The organism is Bradyrhizobium sp. ORS 278 (genome assembly GCF_000026145.1).
Lineage (GTDB): Bacteria > Pseudomonadota > Alphaproteobacteria > Rhizobiales > Xanthobacteraceae > Bradyrhizobium.
Genome location: NC_009445.1, coordinates 109,857 through 124,466, shown reverse-complemented (window position 1 = coordinate 124,466; position 14,610 = coordinate 109,857). Strand labels below are relative to the sequence as shown.

Genomic DNA, 14,610 nt, shown 5'->3' with positions numbered 1-14,610 from the left:
GAGTCCGCTACTCGTTCCATCAAACCATTATTCGTGTTCATTGATAGCGATTGTCTTAACGATCCGCTCAGGCTCGGGCCTGGCCAGATCGACCGACAACAACCCGTTCTTCAGGTCCGCACCAAGCACATGCATTCCCTCCGCCAGCACGAAGGTGCGCTGGAAGTGGCGCGCGGCGATGCCGCGATGAATGTATTGCCGGGTCTTGTCGTCCTGCTGCCGGCCGCGGATGACGAGCTGGTTTTCCTCAATGGTGACATCGAGTTGGTCACGGGTGAAACCCGCCACCGCCAGCGTGATCCGGAGCCGCTCGGGCTGGCCATTGGTGCGCTCGAACCGCTCGATATTGTATGGCGGATAACCGTCGGCACCTTTGACGACGCGGTCGAGCACGCGCTCGATCTCGTCGAAGCCCAGCAGAAACGGACTGGAGAGCGAAGGAACACGAGACATGGTTTACAAAGTCCTCTCGAAGCGACTTTGACGTTTCGGGACCCTGTTGGCATCCCTTGAGCAGCAATATGGGCACGAACGGGCGCGCGTTCAAGCACCCCCGGAAGTGGCAGAACGGACGTCTGTGGAAGGGCTTAAATGGTCAGCCGCAGCTTTCCGTCGGCCGAAAACAGATGCAGCTTGGCGCGCTGCGCCACGGCTCGGATCCGGGTTCCGATCGCAGGCGCCGTGGTGCCCGGCAGCCGCACGATCACGTCGTTCGCCGTGGCCGTGAGGCTGTCATTGTGGCCCACGTCCTGGCGGGAGCCGTAGACATAGGTCTCGGCCCCGACATGCTCGATCGCGTCGACGCGGAGGTCGAGCCCGATCCCGCCCGCTGGAACCGTGTCGCCGAGTTCGAAATCCTCGGGACGGATGCCGAGCTGGCCCGCATTGGCCGCGATGGCATCGCCGCCGTGGATCTGCGCGCGCACGCCGTCGACCGCCATCAGGTTCATCGGCGGCGCGCCGATGAAGGAGGCGACGAAGGTGGTCGCCGGCTTCTGATAGATCTCCAGCGGATTGCCGATCTGCTCGACCTGACCACCATTCATCACCACGAGGATGTCGGCGAGCGTCATCGCCTCGAGCTGGTCGTGGGTGACGTAGATCGCCGTTGTGTTGAGACGGCGCTGCAGCTTGCGGATCTCGACGCGCATCGCGATGCGCAGCTTGGCGTCGAGGTTGGACAGTGGCTCGTCGAACAGGAACACTTTCGGCTGACGCACGATGGCGCGGCCCATCGCCACGCGCTGGCGCTGGCCGCCGGAGAGCTGACGCGGCTTCCGCTGCAGCATGGCGCCGAGCTCGAGGATGCGGGCGGCGTCCTCGACGCGGGTCTTGATCTCGGCCTCCGGGACGCCGCGGTTGCGCAGGCCGTAGGCCATGTTGTTGTACACGCTCATATGCGGGTAGAGCGCGTAGTTTTGGAACACCATCGCGATGTCGCGGTCGGCCGGCTCGATCGCGTTCACGACGCGGCCGCCGATGTCGATCTCGCCTGATGAGATCGTCTCCAGTCCCGCCACCATCCGCAGCAGCGTGGATTTGCCGCAGCCGGAGGGGCCGACCAGCACGCAGAACTGCCCGTCGCCGACCTCGACGTCGATGCCTTTGATGGCCTCGAAGCCGCCGGGATAGATCTTGCGGACGTTGCGGAGGGTGACGTTGGCCATGGGGTTACCTAGCGAATGGCGAAGAGGGAGTGGCGAATAGGGGAGAACAGCGCGGAAGTTCAGGCGGCAGCGCGATCCTCGTCGCACCTCGCCATTCGCTACTCGCCCTCCTCACTTTTCCGTCTCCACCAGCCCCTTGACGAACAGCCGCTGCATGAACACCACGACCGCGACCGGCGGCAGCATCGCCAGCACGGCGGTGGCCATCGCCAGCTGCCACTCGGCGAGCTCGTCCGTCGTGCTCAGCATCTTCTTGATGCCGATCACGATGGTCTGCATCGAGTCCTTGGTGGTGATCAGCAACGGCCACAAATACTGGTTCCAGCCGTAGATGAACTGAATCACGAACAGCGCCGCCACCGTCGTCATCGACAGCGGCAGCAGCGTGTCCCAGAAGAAGCGCAAGGGGCCGGCGCCGTCGATGCGTGACGCTTCCAGCAGCTCGTCCGGCACCGTCATGAAGAACTGGCGGAACAGCAGCGTGCCGGTGGCGGAGGCGATCAGCGGAAGGATCAGCCCGGCATAGGTGTCGAGCAGGCGCAGGTCGGCGACGATCTTGTAGGTCGGGTAGATGCGGACCTCGACCGGCAGCATCAAGGTGATGAAGATGATCCAGAACGCGGTCTTGCGGAACGGGAAGCGGAAATACACGATCGCGAAGGCCGACAGGATCGAGATGAAGATCTTGCCCAGGGCGATACCGATCGCGGTGATGAAGGAGTTGGCGAGCAGCACCCCGACCGGCTGGTTCATGAAGCGGGAGCCGCCGACGAACACGGCGCGATAGTAGTTCTGCAGCAGATTGTGGCCAGGCGTCAGCGGCAGATTGCCGCTGACGACCGTCGCCGCGTCGTAGGTCGAGGCGATGAAGGCGACGTAGACAGGAAAGGCGAAGATCACGATGCCCAGCGCGAGCACGAGGTAGGCGACGAGGTCACGCAGGGGGCGGTGCTCGACCATCAGTATTGCACCTTGCGTTCGACGTAGCGGAACTGGATCGCGGTCAGCGCGATCACGATGACCATCAGCACCACGGATTGCGCGGCCGAGCCGCCGAGATCGCCGCCGAGCCGGCCGTCGGCGAACACCTTGTAGACCATCGTCGTGGTCGAGCCGGCCGGGCCGCCCGACGTGACGGCATCGATGATGCCGAAGGTCTCGAAGAACACGTAGACGATGTTGACGACCAGCAGGAAGAAGGTGGTCGGCGACAGCAGCGGGAAGATGATGGTCCAGAACCGCCGCAGCGGACCGGCGCCGTCGATCGCGCCCGCCTCGATCACGCTCTTGGGGATCGCCTGCAGGCCTGCGAGGAAGAACAGGAAATTATAGGCCACCTGCTTCCAGACGGCGGCCATGATGATGAGGATCATGGCGTGTGTGCCGTTGAGCAGCGGATTCCAGTCGATGCCCAGCACGCGCAGCGGACGGGCGAGCGTCCCGAGCGTCGGATGGAAGATGAAGAACCACAGCACGCCGGCGACGGCAGGGGCCACCGCATAGGGCCAGACCATCAGCGTCTTGTAGACCGAGCCGCCCTTGAGGTTCTTGTCGGCCTGGGTCGCGAACAGCAGCGCGACGCCGAGCGACAGCACGGTCACCAGCGACGAGAACACCACGGTGGTGCCGATCGCGGTGTAGTATTCCGGCTGGGCCAACAGCGCCTGATAGTTCTCCAGCCCGACGAACTCTGAATTCAGGCCGAACGCATCCTCCTGCAGGAAGGACTGCCGGATCGCCTGGCTGGCCGGCCAGTAGAAGAAGATCAGCGTGATCGCGAGCTGCGGCGCCAGCAGCAGATAGGGCAGCAGCTTGCCTTTGAAGACGACTGACTTTTCCATCGAGGACGCCGCAGGAGGGACGGACGACAGGGCTCCTCCACCTATTGGAGGAGGAGCCCGTCCGGGCGATCTTACTTGGCCGTTTTCTCGAAGCTGCGCAACATCGCGTTGCCCCGCGCGACGGCGGCATCAAGTGCGTCCTTGGCGGTCTTCTTGCCGGCCAGCGCCGCCTCGATCTCCTCGGCCCAGACGTCGCGCATCTGCACCATGTTGCCGAAGCGCAGGCCGCGCGAATTCTCGGTCGGCTCCTTGTTGGTGAGCTCCTTCAGCGGCGTCTGCAGGGTCGGGTTCTTCTCGTAGAAGCCGTCGGCCTTGGTCTTCTCATAGGCCGCCTTGGTGATCGGCAGATAGCCGGATTCCTGATGCAGCTTGGCCTGCCGGTTGGTGTCGGACAGGAAGGTGAAGAACTTGGCGACGCCCTTGTACTCGTCGGCCGACTTGCCGCCCATCACCCACAGCGACGCGCCTCCGATGATCGAGTTCTGCGGGGCGCCCTGGACGTCCGGATAATACGGCATCGGCGCCGAGGTGAAGTCGAACTTCGCTGTGCTCTTGGCGGTGGCGTAGTAGCCGGAGGACGTGAGGAAGATCGCGCATTCGCCGGTGCCGAAGCGGCTTTCGCTCTGGTTGCCGCGGCCGGAATAGTCGTAGGTCTTGTCCTTCTGCAGGTCGATCAGGTTCTGCAGGTGCTTGACCGCGAGCGGCGAATTGAATTCGAGCACCGTGTCGAAACCGTCGAGGCCGTTGGCCTTGGTGCCGATCGGCACGTTGTGCCAGGCGGAGAACTGCTCGATATGCGCCCAGGTCGCCCAGGCGTTGGAGAAGCCGCAGGTCTCGTGCCCGGCCGCCTTCAGCTTCTTCGCCGCGTCGAACACCTCCGGCCAGGTCTTCGGGATCTCGGCGATTCCCGCCTTCTTCAATTCGTCCTTGTTGATCCACATCACCATCGAGGACGAGTTGAACGGAAACGACAGCATGTCGCCCTTCGACGTCGAGTAGTAGCCAGTGATGGCCGGCAGATAGGCCTTCGGATCGAACGGCTCGCCGGCGTCCTTCATCAGCTCGTAGACCGGCTTGATCGCGCCCTTGGCGCTCATCATCGTCGCAGTGCCGACCTCGAACACCTGCAGAATGTGCGGCGCGGTGCCGGCGCGGAAGGCGGCGATGCCGGCGTTCATCGTGTCGGGATAGCTGCCCTTGAAGGTCGGGACGACCTTGTAGTCGCTCTGCGACGCGTTGAAGTCTTCGGCGAGCTTGTTGACGATGTCGTTGTTGCCGCCGGTCATGGCGTGCCACCACTGGATTTCGGTCACAGCGTGTGCGGGCGAAACAGCAAAACCAAAGGTCGCCGAAATCAGGGCGGCAGCAGCCAATTGTCGAAGAGACATCAAAAGGATCCTCCCAGGGAACGTCATCGTCATTGCGGCCGTTAACAGCGCCAGATGACAGTTATGTGAATGTATAGACGTATGGTCCGGCGCGGGAAAGCCGTGACCACCCCTTCGGACAAACGCAGTGAATCACGTGGGGCGTCGCTGCGCTGCGAAGGTGCGGCGCGGCGACAACTCGGTCGGTGATGATCAGCGCTTGCGCTCCGTGCAGACGGTTCCCTGCGCGACCAGCGCGTCGATGTCGCTATCGGAGTAGCCGAACTCGCCGAGCACATCGCGCGCGTGCTGGCTGAATTTCGGCGGCGTCGAGCGCAGGCTCGGCTTGGTGCGTTCGAGCCGGATCGGCGAAGCGACGCCCTTGTACCAGTCCTTCTCGATGACATCGCCGCGGTGGAACGTGTGCGGGTTGGTCAGCGCCTGATCGATCTTCTGCACCGGTCCCGCGGGCAGGCCGGCGGCGAGCAGCCGATCGCACAGCGGCTCGGCCTCGAACTGGCTGAACACGGCGGCGAGCTCGGCGCGCAGCGCCTCGCGATTGGCGACGCGGTCCTTGTTGCGGGCGAAGCGCGGATCGGTGCCGAGCTCGGGGCGGCCGATCTCACGCGCGAGCTTGCGGAAGGTGCCGTCATTGCCGACGCCGATGAAGATGTCGTCGGTCTTCGTGGGGAAGATCGCGTAGGGAACGAGGTTCGGATGCTCGTTGCCGGTCAGTGACGGCGGCTTGCCGTGCATGAAGTAGTTCGCGGTATGCGGATGCATGATCGCGAGGCCGGTCTCGTACAGGGTGACCTCGAGGAACTGGCCTTGTCCCGAGCGTTGCCGCTCCGACAGCGCCATCAGGATGCCAATGGCGGCATAGAGTCCCGTGGTGATGTCGACCAGCGGCACGCCGATCCGCATCGGGCCGCTCTCGGGCGAACCGGTCGCCGCGATCATGCCGGTCATCGCCTGGATGATCGCATCATAGCCGGGATTGCCGCCGCGTGGACCGTCGGCGCCGAAGCCGCAGATGCGGCAATGCACGAGCTTTGGGAATTTCTCGCGCAGCACGTCGCTGCCGATCCCCCATTTTTCCAGCGTGCCCGGCTTGAAGTTCTCGATCAGCACATCGGCCGTTTCGAGCATCTTCAACAAGACGACCCGGCCGCCCTCGGAGGCGAGGTCGAGGCCGATCGAGCGCTTGTTGCGGTTGATGCCGACGAAGTAGGCCGCGTCCTCGTCGTGGAAGGGAGGGCCCCAGTCGCGCACCTCGTCGCCGGCGGGCGGCTCGACCTTGATCACGTCGGCGCCGTGATCGGCCAGGATCTGCGTGCAATAGGGGCCGCCGAGCACGCGCGTGAGATCGATCACGCGCAATCCGGCCATGGCGCCGGGAGCAAATTGAGGGGTCATCGGGATGATCGCGAGGTTGGTGTCAACTCGCGGTCATTAAGCATTGCCGCAGCGCTTGCGCAAACGCGCCGCCGCGGAGGCAGCCGCGCGAAAAGGCGAGAACTGCGCTGCGGCAGAGCGCGCCGGGGCAGCCCTGCCGCAGGACGGAATTCAACCTCAGACGACGGTCAGCTTGACGTCGACATTGCCGCGGGTGGCGTTGGAGTAGGGGCACACCTCGTGCGCCTTGGCGACCAGCGCCTCGGCATCAGCCTTGGCAAGACCGGGCAGCGAGACCGCGAGCTCGGCGGTGATGCCGAATCCGCCTTCGGAGCGCGGACCGATGCCGACCGTCGAGGTCACCGAGGCATCGGCCGGAACCTTCGGGCCGCCCTGCGAGGCGACGAACTTCATTGCGCCGATGAAGCAGGCGGCATAGCCGGCCGCGAACAGCTGCTCCGGATTGTTGCCGGCGCCACCGCCGCCGCCGAGTTCCTTCGGGGTGGAGAGCTTCACGCTCAGCGAGCCGTCGAGGGTCGCCGCCTCGCCGTCACGGCCACCGGTGGCCTTGGCGCTGGTCTTGTAGAGCACGTTCACGGACATGGGGTGTCTCCGGGGGTTGGATGGAGCAATTCAACACGGCCATATTGCACGCAATTACATTGCGCACAATATAATTGTTCGGTAGAATATTTGTGATCGGGGCGGCGGTGCCGTTGTCGATGTGGCTCGCGCGACCCCAAGATGCCGATCAGGATCATATGTGGTGACATTGATGAGAAAGAAGTCGGCGGCAGATCTGCCGCTTCAGCTCGGCAACCAGCTCTGCTTTGCGGTCTACTCCACCGCCCATGCCTTCAACCGCGTGTACAAGCCGCTGCTGGACTGCCTCGGCCTGACCTATCCGCAATATCTGGTCATGCTGGTGCTCTGGGAGCGGGACGGGCTATCGGTCAAGGAGATCGGCGAGCGGCTGTTCCTCGATTCGGGCACGCTGACGCCGCTGTTGAAGCGGATGGAGGCGGCGCATCTGGTGAAGCGCACGCGCTCGGCCGAGGACGAGCGCCAAGTGCTGGTCGCGCTGACGGGGCAGGGGGCGGCATTGCGGGAGAAGGCGCGGGCCATCGTGCCGCCGGCGATTTTGGATGCGACGGGCTGCTCGATCGCCGAGCTGGCGGATCTGCACGGCAAGCTGGTCAAGCTGCGGGAGCGGCTGGACGCGGCGGTGTAGTGAGGGCTCAAGCCGGACCGAGCAGGCGCTTTTTGGAGAACGCCCGCCCTGAATGCGATTTCAGATAGGCTTCGAACGCCATCGCGCGGTGCTTGTCAGGAAAGGCGCAGTACCAGACGAGCGTCCAAGGCGTGAACTTCGACGTGTGGGCCGAGCGCCCGGCATTGTGGTCCTTGAGGCGCTGCCGGATGTCTGCGGTCGCGCCGATGTATTCCTGCTCAGGATAGGCAACACTGCGGATGATGTAGACGTACCACATACGAAAGGTTCGCCGCTGAAGGACGGCGTGCATTCTGTGGTTGGAAGAGGAACTTGTCAGCCTGATTGCGACCGCCGTCGCACGAAGCGCTTCGACGCGCTGGCCTTAGCAAGGAAGATTTCTTTCCTGAGCAGTCAGACTTCGCCGAGGGGCTTCGCCGGACACCACGCTTCGCCGTTCGGGCTCCGTCGTGGCTGCGCCACGCGTAGTCCGGAGGGCGAAGCGTGGTGGAGCCAGGCGGGATCGAACCGCCGACCTCTTGCATGCCATGCAAGCGCTCTCCCAGCTGAGCTATGGCCCCTGAACCGAACCGGCGGTCTGGGCGACCGCCGGGGAGCACCGTGAACCACAGTTCGCGGCTGATCTCAAGTGGCTTCGACGATTATTCTTCGTCGCCGCCTACATCGCCGATGATGTCCGTGACATCCTCGTCGCCTTCTTCCTCGTCGGCGATGAAGGTCGAGTCATCATCCTCGTCGTCGTCGAGCGTCTCGTCGATCTCGATGTCGTCCTCGGACTCCGGAACGACGGCCTTGACCTTGCCGGAGTTCTCCTCGGCATCGGCCTCCTCGAGCGACACCAACTCCTCGGCCTCGGCCGGCTCGTTCACGGTCTCCTGCGCGGCGGCGCGCGCCGCCTCGCCGCGCATCGCGCGGGTGGGCGCCACCGGTGCGATCGGCACGACCTCGCCGGTGTAGGGCGAAATCACCGGGTTCTTGTTGAGGTCGTAGAACTTTTTGCCCGTGGTCGGGCAAATGCGTTTGGTTCCGAGCTCGGATTTGGCCACGTGCAGGCGTCCTGGCAATGTCTGAAAAGCGGTGTCTCACTTGGCTAGTTGCCGCGCCGCTGTCAATAGCGCTTTCAACCGGATATCACGGCCGTGACGGCCGCCGGGCGCTGTGATACCTGCCGGCCCGAAAACCCGAGGATCCCACCGTGAGCACGTCAGCTGCCCCCACTCCGCTCGAATCCCGCGCCTCCGGGCCGCTTTCGGGCACGATTCGCGTGCCCGGCGACAAGTCGATCTCGCACCGGGCGCTGATCCTGGGCGCGCTGTCGGTGGGCGGGACGCGGATTTCCGGTCTGCTGGAGGGCGAGGACGTCCTCAACACCGCCAAGTCGATGCGCACGCTCGGGGCCAAGGTCGAACGCACCGGCGAATTCGCCTGGACCGTGAACGGCGTCGGCGTCGGCGGCTTTGCCCAGCCCGCCGCGACTCTCGATTTCGGCAACTCCGGCACCGGCTGCCGGCTGGTGATGGGCGCCGTCGCCGGCTGCCCGATCTCGGCGGTGTTCGACGGCGATGCCTCGCTGCGCAGCCGGCCGATGCGCCGCATCCTCGATCCCTTGGCATTGATGGGCGCCAAGGTCACGGCCAGCGCCGAGGGCGGAAAGCTTCCGTTAACCCTGCAGGGCGCCAGCAACCCGGTGCCGATCGAGTATCGCACGCCGGTCGCCTCGGCGCAGATCAAGTCGGCGGTCCTGCTGGCCGGCCTCGCGGCGCCCGGCGTCACGACCGTGATCGAGCAGGAGGCGAGTCGCGACCACACCGAGCTGATGCTCAAGCATTTCGGCGCCGAGATCGTCACCACGCCGGAAGGCAGCCACGGCCGACGCATTGCGCTAACGGGCCAGCCCGAGCTTCGCGGCGCGCCGGTGATCGTGCCGGCCGACCCGTCCTCGGCCGCCTTCCCGCTGGTTGCCGCCCTGATCGTCGATGGTTCCGACCTGGTCTTGTCCGACGTCATGACCAACCCGTTGCGAACCGGCCTGTTCACGACCCTGCGCGAGATGGGCGCCTCGATCGAGGAGGACGACGTCCGTGGCGATGCCGGCGAGCCGATGGCCCGCCTGCGGGTCCGCGCCTCGAAGCTGAAGGGCGTCGAGGTGCCGCCGGAGCGGGCGCCGTCGATGATCGACGAATATCTCGTCCTCGCCGTCGCCGCCGCCTATGCCGAGGGCACCACGATCATGCGTGGCCTGCACGAGCTGCGCGTCAAGGAATCCGACCGCCTGGAAGCCACTGCAGCGATGCTGCGCGTCAATGGCGTCAAGGTCGAGATCACCGGCGATGACCTCATCGTCGAGGGCCGCGGCCACGTCCCGGGTGGCGGCCTCGTCGCCACCCACATGGACCACCGCATCGCGATGTCCGCGCTGGTGATGGGTTTGGCCTCCGACAAACCGGTGACTGTCGATGACACCGCCTTCATCGCCACCAGCTTCCCGGATTTCATCCCGCTGATGCGCAAGGCGGGAGCGGATTTCGCATGATCATCGCCATCGACGGCCCGGCTGCCTCGGGCAAGGGCACCATGGCCAAGCGCCTCGCGGCGCATTATGGCCTCAGGCACCTGGATACGGGTGTGATCTACCGGGCGGTGGCGCATGCGCTGCTGACGGCTGGTCTCGATCTCAAGGATGAAGCGCGGGCGGCCGAGGTCGCCATGACGCTGGATCCCTCGACCTTCGACAACCCCGCGTTCAGGTCCCACGAGGTCGGCTCGGCCGCCTCCGTGGTCTCGGCCTTGCCCAAAGTGCGCGAGGCGCTGCTGGCATTCCAGCGGCAGTTCGCCAGCCAGCCGCCGGGCGCCGTGCTCGACGGCCGCGACATCGGAACCGTGATCTGCCCGGACGCAGAGGTGAAGATCTACGTGGTAGCGGACCCGAAGATACGGGCGCATCGCCGAACCTTGGAGGCACGCTCCCGGGGCGAGCCGGCCGACGAAGCGGCCATTCTGGCCGACATCCTGGCGCGCGACGAGCGCGACCAGAACCGGGCGGTTGCTCCTTTAAAACAAGCGGCGGATGCTTACTTGCTTGATAACTCCCATTTGGATATAGAAAGCGGCGTCCGGGCCGCCATCGACATCGTCGAGGCCGTTCGAGCGGGCCGTCAGCGGGTTTGATTTCCGCTGATGTCATTGGAGGAACCGCCCGCTCCCGCCCTTGACCGTCGATAGCTCGATTGCAGTTCAATCGGGTCCGATCAGCCGGACGCAGCTTCATACGTTACGCACGTCATACGTGTCGCATGTGCAGGCATTGCCGGCCCGCGTCGTTCGCGCTTTTTGCGCTGACAACGCGGACGTCTGGGGATTTGTGGACCTCCAGGCACTGTTCATCCGATGCGCCGATCAACCCCTCGCTGGCGAAAATGTCCGCATCTGGAGAACCAATGGCTTCGAGTATCTCTGCTAATTCCTACAACCCCAGCCGCGATGATTTTGCCGCGATGCTGGACGAGTCCTTCACGAAGGGCAATCTTCAGGAAAGCTCCGTCGTCAAGGGCAAGGTCGTCGCGATCGAGAAGGACATGGCCGTCATCGACGTCGGCCTGAAGACCGAAGGCCGCGTGGCGCTGCGTGAATTTTCCGGTCCCGGCCGCGACAGCGAGCTGAAGGTCGGTGACGAGGTCGAAGTGTTCCTCGACCGCATCGAGAACGCGCTCGGCGAAGCGGTGCTGTCGCGCGACAAGGCGCGCCGCGAGGAGAGCTGGGGCAAGCTCGAGAAGGCGTTCCAGAACAACGAAAAGGTCAACGGCGTCATCTTCAACCAGGTCAAGGGCGGCTTCACCGTCGACCTGGACGGCGCAGTCGCCTTCCTGCCGCGCTCGCAGGTCGACATCCGTCCGATCCGCGACGTCGCGCCGCTGATGAACAACTCGCAGCCGTTCCAGATCCTCAAGATGGACCGTCGCCGCGGCAACATCGTCGTGTCGCGCCGCACCGTGCTGGAAGAGACCCGCGCCGAGCAGCGCCAGGAGCTGGTGCAGAACCTCGAAGAGGGTCAGGTCATCGACGGCGTCGTCAAGAACATCACCGATTACGGTGCGTTCGTCGACCTCGGCGGCATCGACGGCCTCTTGCACGTCACCGACATCGCGTGGCGCCGCGTCAACCATCCGACCGAGGTGCTCTCCATCGGTCAGACGGTCAAGGTCAAGATCATCAAGATCAACCACGAGACGCACCGCATCTCGCTCGGCATGAAGCAGCTGCTGGACGATCCGTGGCAGGGCATCGAGGCCAAGTACCCGCTGCAGGCCCGCTTCCACGGCCGCGTCACCAACATCACCGACTACGGCGCGTTCGTCGAGCTCGAGCCGGGCATCGAAGGCCTGATCCACGTCTCCGAGATGTCGTGGACCAAGAAGAACATGCACCCCGGCAAGATCGTGTCGACCTCGCAGGAAGTCGAAGTGCAGGTGCTCGAGGTCGACAGCGTCAAGCGCCGCATCTCGCTCGGTCTCAAGCAGACCATGCGCAATCCGTGGGAGGTCTTCGTCGAGAAGCATCCGACGGGTTCGGTGGTCGAGGGCGAGGTCAAGAACAAGACCGAGTTCGGCCTGTTCCTGGGTCTCGAAGGCGACGTCGACGGCATGGTCCATCTGTCGGACCTCGACTGGAAGCTGCCGGGCGAGCAGGTCATCGACAACTACAAGAAGGGCGACATGGTCAAGGCCGTGGTGCTCGACGTCGACGTGGAGAAGGAGCGCATCTCGCTTGGGATCAAGCAGCTCGAAGGCGATCCCTTCGCCGAGCCGGGCGATGTCAAGAAGGGTGCGGTCGTCACCTGCGAAGTGCTGGACGTCAAGGACGGCGGCATCGACGTCAAGATCACCGGCACCGACTTCACCACCTTCATCAAGCGCTCCGAGCTGGCGCGCGATCGCAACGATCAACGCACCGAGCGGTTCGCCGTCGGTGAGAAGGTCGATGCCCGCGTGATCCAGTTCGACAAGAAGGCCCGTAAGGTCCAGGTGTCGATCAAGGCGCTGGAAGTCGCGGAAGAGAAGGAAGCCATCGCGCAGTACGGCTCGTCCGACTCGGGCGCCACGCTGGGCGACATTCTCGGGACCGCCCTCAAGAACCGCGACTCGAAGTAAGCCTTCGGTCCGTGCGACGAGATCAAAGCCCCGGCTCACGCCGGGGCTTTTTTGTGCAATCGCGGCTCTGGCGCCTTCCAGCTCCCTCCCTGCTGCAGAGCGGTCGCATATGAGCAAAGCTCGCGGCGGCCAGCGTGCCCACCACCGTCCTTCGAGACGCCCGCCTTCGGCGGTCTCCTCAGGACGAGGCCTGTTTTCGCGGCGGGATTCTCAACCCTCATGGTGAGGAGCGCCGGCTTCGGCGCGTCTCGAACCATGAGGCCCCTGAGGAGTATCGAGCCACATGCAAGCGCACTGCTCAGGGCTAGGGCGCCCTCGTGGCGGAGCCTTCCTTTCTTCAAATTGCGCCACGATTGATGTAATCGGATAACGAGATATTCAGGCTGCGGATGCAAAACGCGCCGAGACCTCCAGGAGCTGTCCATGTCGCTTGATTCCGATGTGATCGTCGATCGCCGCAGGCTGCGCCGCAAGCTGACGTTCTGGCGCGTCGTTGCGGTGGTGATCGCGATCGGCGCCTTGTCAGCGATCGGCCTTGCAATGTCGCCGCGCGGCCGCACGGCGCTGTCGACGTCAGGCTCGATTGCCCGCGTCAATATCGAGGGCCTGATCCGTAGCGATCAGGAGCGCGTCGAGGCGCTGGAGCGGCTGGAGAACTCCTCGGCCGAGGCGGTTATCGTCCATATCAACTCGCCGGGCGGCACCACCGCCGGCTCCGAGCAGCTGTATGACTCGCTGGTGCGGTTGAAGGCGAAGAAGCCGCTCGTCGTCGTGGTCGAAGGCCTCGCCGCCTCCGGCGGCTATATCGGCGCGATCGCGTCCGACCACATCGTCGCGCAGCAGAGCTCGCTGGTGGGATCGATCGGCGTGCTGTTCCAATATCCCAATGTCAGCGAGCTGCTGAAGACCGTCGGCGTCAAGATCGAGGAGGTGAAGTCCTCGCCGCTGAAGGCCGCGCCGAACGGTTATGAGCCGACCAGTCCCGAGGCTCGCGCTGCGTTGGATGATCTCGTGAAGGATTCCTACGCCTGGTTCCGGGGGCTGGTGAAGACCCGCCGCAATATGGACGACGCGCTGCTGGAGAAGGTTGCCGATGGACGCGTCTTCACCGGCCGGCAGGCGGTCGAGCTGAAGCTGATCGACGAGCTCGGCGACGAGAAGACCGCGGTGGCATGGCTCGTCGCCAACAAGAACGTCAAGAAGGACCTTCCGGTGCGCGACTACAAGCTCGTGCCGCGTTTTGGCGACCTGACCTTCCTCCGTACGGCGACGTCGATCGCACTGGACGCCGTCGGCCTCTCCGGGATCGCGCGTCAGATCGAGCGTACCGGTGTGGTCCAGGCGGTCGATCGGGTGGGCCTGGACGGCATGCTGGCCCTCTGGACGCCAGCGGCAGGGAATTGAACCCGCCCAGACCATCCTCGCCCCCATCTACCCGCTCCGCGTGTGCCGGTGCGGGTCTCCTGTGCGGTCACGCAAGCCGATTCCTGGGCCCGATGAATGATTTAGCGTCTTGACAGTCCTGCATATTTTCACGGAAATGGGACTGTCTCCCCGGGTACATTTTCTCGATGATCAAATCCGAGCTTGTTCAGCGTATCGCCGAGCACAACCCGCACCTCTACCAGCGGGATGTCGAGAACATCGTCAACGCGATCCTCGATGAGATCGTCGCCGCGCTCGCGCGGGGTGATCGCGTCGAGCTGCGTGGCTTCGGCGCTTTTTCCGTCAAGCACCGGCCCGCTCGGGCCGGGCGCAATCCGCGGACGGGCGCTCATGTCCCGGTGGATCAGAAGAGCGTGCCGTTCTTCAAGACCGGCAAGGAAATGCGAGAGCGGCTGAACCGGGATAATCCCGAGGGTGCAGCTGCCGACGACGCGGACGATTGAGGCAGCGCGCTGTCCGCCGTGCTAATCGTCTGCGCCTGATTTCGAGGCGAATTCGGCCAGACTGCTACGAGCG

At 64.5% G+C, this 14,610-nt stretch carries 15 protein-coding genes and 1 tRNA gene; 6 read left to right on the top strand and 10 right to left on the bottom strand.

What is annotated here, in order from left to right; all coding sequences use genetic code 11:
• Positions 1 to 27: 27 nt before the first annotated feature.
• The 7 genes from BRADO_RS00540 to BRADO_RS00510 form a co-directional block, all read right to left on the bottom strand.
• Positions 28 to 453 (bottom strand): Hsp20 family protein, encoded by a 426-nt coding sequence (locus BRADO_RS00540; RefSeq protein ID WP_006613108.1) that lies wholly within the window; start codon positions 451 to 453, stop codon positions 28 to 30.
• 134 nt (positions 454 to 587) lie between these two features.
• Positions 588 to 1,667 (bottom strand): sn-glycerol-3-phosphate import ATP-binding protein UgpC, encoded by a 1,080-nt coding sequence (locus tag BRADO_RS00535; protein WP_011923378.1) that lies wholly within the window; start codon positions 1,665 to 1,667, stop codon positions 588 to 590.
• Positions 1,668 to 1,778: 111 nt separating this feature from the next.
• The gene (ugpE, locus tag BRADO_RS00530) at positions 1,779 to 2,627 is read right to left on the bottom strand and encodes a sn-glycerol-3-phosphate ABC transporter permease UgpE (RefSeq protein ID WP_011923377.1); all 849 of its coding nucleotides are present in this window, start codon (positions 2,625 to 2,627) and stop codon (positions 1,779 to 1,781) included.
• On the bottom strand, positions 2,627 to 3,508 hold the full coding sequence (gene ugpA, locus BRADO_RS00525; RefSeq protein ID WP_011923376.1) for a sn-glycerol-3-phosphate ABC transporter permease UgpA: 882 nt from the start codon (positions 3,506 to 3,508) through the stop codon (positions 2,627 to 2,629). Before ugpA ends, ugpE begins: the two co-directional genes overlap by 1 nt.
• Positions 3,509 to 3,579: 71 nt before the next feature.
• Positions 3,580 to 4,896, bottom strand: coding sequence for a sn-glycerol-3-phosphate ABC transporter substrate-binding protein UgpB (gene ugpB, locus BRADO_RS00520; RefSeq protein WP_041755942.1), 1,317 nt, complete (start codon positions 4,894 to 4,896; stop codon positions 3,580 to 3,582).
• Between the two features lie 192 nt (positions 4,897 to 5,088).
• A complete protein-coding gene (locus BRADO_RS00515) occupies positions 5,089 to 6,291 on the bottom strand; it encodes a CaiB/BaiF CoA-transferase family protein (protein ID WP_011923374.1) in 1,203 nt (400 codons plus the stop codon).
• A 156-nt stretch (positions 6,292 to 6,447) separates the two neighbouring features.
• Positions 6,448 to 6,873 (bottom strand): organic hydroperoxide resistance protein, encoded by a 426-nt coding sequence (locus tag BRADO_RS00510; RefSeq protein ID WP_011923373.1) that lies wholly within the window; start codon positions 6,871 to 6,873, stop codon positions 6,448 to 6,450.
• 172 nt (positions 6,874 to 7,045) lie between these two features.
• Between BRADO_RS00510 and BRADO_RS00505 the strand changes: the two genes are divergently transcribed.
• A complete protein-coding gene (locus BRADO_RS00505; RefSeq protein ID WP_011923372.1) occupies positions 7,046 to 7,501 on the top strand; it encodes a MarR family winged helix-turn-helix transcriptional regulator in 456 nt (151 codons plus the stop codon).
• Between the two features lie 7 nt (positions 7,502 to 7,508).
• Here BRADO_RS00505 and BRADO_RS00500 read toward each other — a convergent pair whose 3' ends face one another.
• The 3 genes from BRADO_RS00500 to BRADO_RS00490 form a co-directional block, all read right to left on the bottom strand.
• Positions 7,509 to 7,760, bottom strand: a complete 252-nt coding sequence (locus BRADO_RS00500) for a GIY-YIG nuclease family protein (protein ID WP_011923371.1) — start codon at positions 7,758 to 7,760, stop codon at positions 7,509 to 7,511.
• A 225-nt stretch (positions 7,761 to 7,985) separates the two neighbouring features.
• Positions 7,986 to 8,061, bottom strand: a tRNA-Ala gene (locus tag BRADO_RS00495).
• An 81-nt stretch (positions 8,062 to 8,142) separates the two neighbouring features.
• A complete protein-coding gene (locus BRADO_RS00490) occupies positions 8,143 to 8,547 on the bottom strand; it encodes a TIGR02300 family protein (protein WP_011923370.1) in 405 nt (134 codons plus the stop codon).
• 149 nt (positions 8,548 to 8,696) lie between these two features.
• Between BRADO_RS00490 and aroA the strand changes: the two genes are divergently transcribed.
• The 5 genes from aroA to BRADO_RS00465 all read left to right on the top strand — a co-directional run bounded on the left by aroA (position 8,697) and on the right by BRADO_RS00465 (position 14,537).
• Entirely contained in the window at positions 8,697 to 10,034 is a 1,338-nt protein-coding gene (gene aroA, locus BRADO_RS00485; protein ID WP_011923369.1) for a 3-phosphoshikimate 1-carboxyvinyltransferase, read from the top strand.
• Positions 10,031 to 10,669 carry a (d)CMP kinase gene (gene cmk / locus BRADO_RS00480; RefSeq protein WP_011923368.1) on the top strand — a complete coding sequence of 213 codons (639 nt, stop codon included), beginning with the start codon at positions 10,031 to 10,033 and terminating at the stop codon, positions 10,667 to 10,669. The genes aroA and cmk overlap by 4 nt, the downstream gene beginning before the upstream one ends.
• Before the next feature lie 269 nt (positions 10,670 to 10,938).
• Positions 10,939 to 12,648: a 30S ribosomal protein S1 gene (gene rpsA, locus BRADO_RS00475; protein WP_011923367.1), complete on the top strand. Its 1,710-nt coding sequence runs from the start codon at positions 10,939 to 10,941 to the stop codon at positions 12,646 to 12,648.
• A 423-nt stretch (positions 12,649 to 13,071) separates the two neighbouring features.
• Positions 13,072 to 14,052 (top strand): signal peptide peptidase SppA, encoded by a 981-nt coding sequence (gene sppA / locus BRADO_RS00470; RefSeq protein ID WP_011923366.1) that lies wholly within the window; start codon positions 13,072 to 13,074, stop codon positions 14,050 to 14,052.
• Between the two features lie 167 nt (positions 14,053 to 14,219).
• The gene (locus tag BRADO_RS00465) at positions 14,220 to 14,537 is read left to right on the top strand and encodes an integration host factor subunit beta (protein WP_011923365.1); all 318 of its coding nucleotides are present in this window, start codon (positions 14,220 to 14,222) and stop codon (positions 14,535 to 14,537) included.
• Positions 14,538 to 14,610 lie beyond the last annotated feature (73 nt).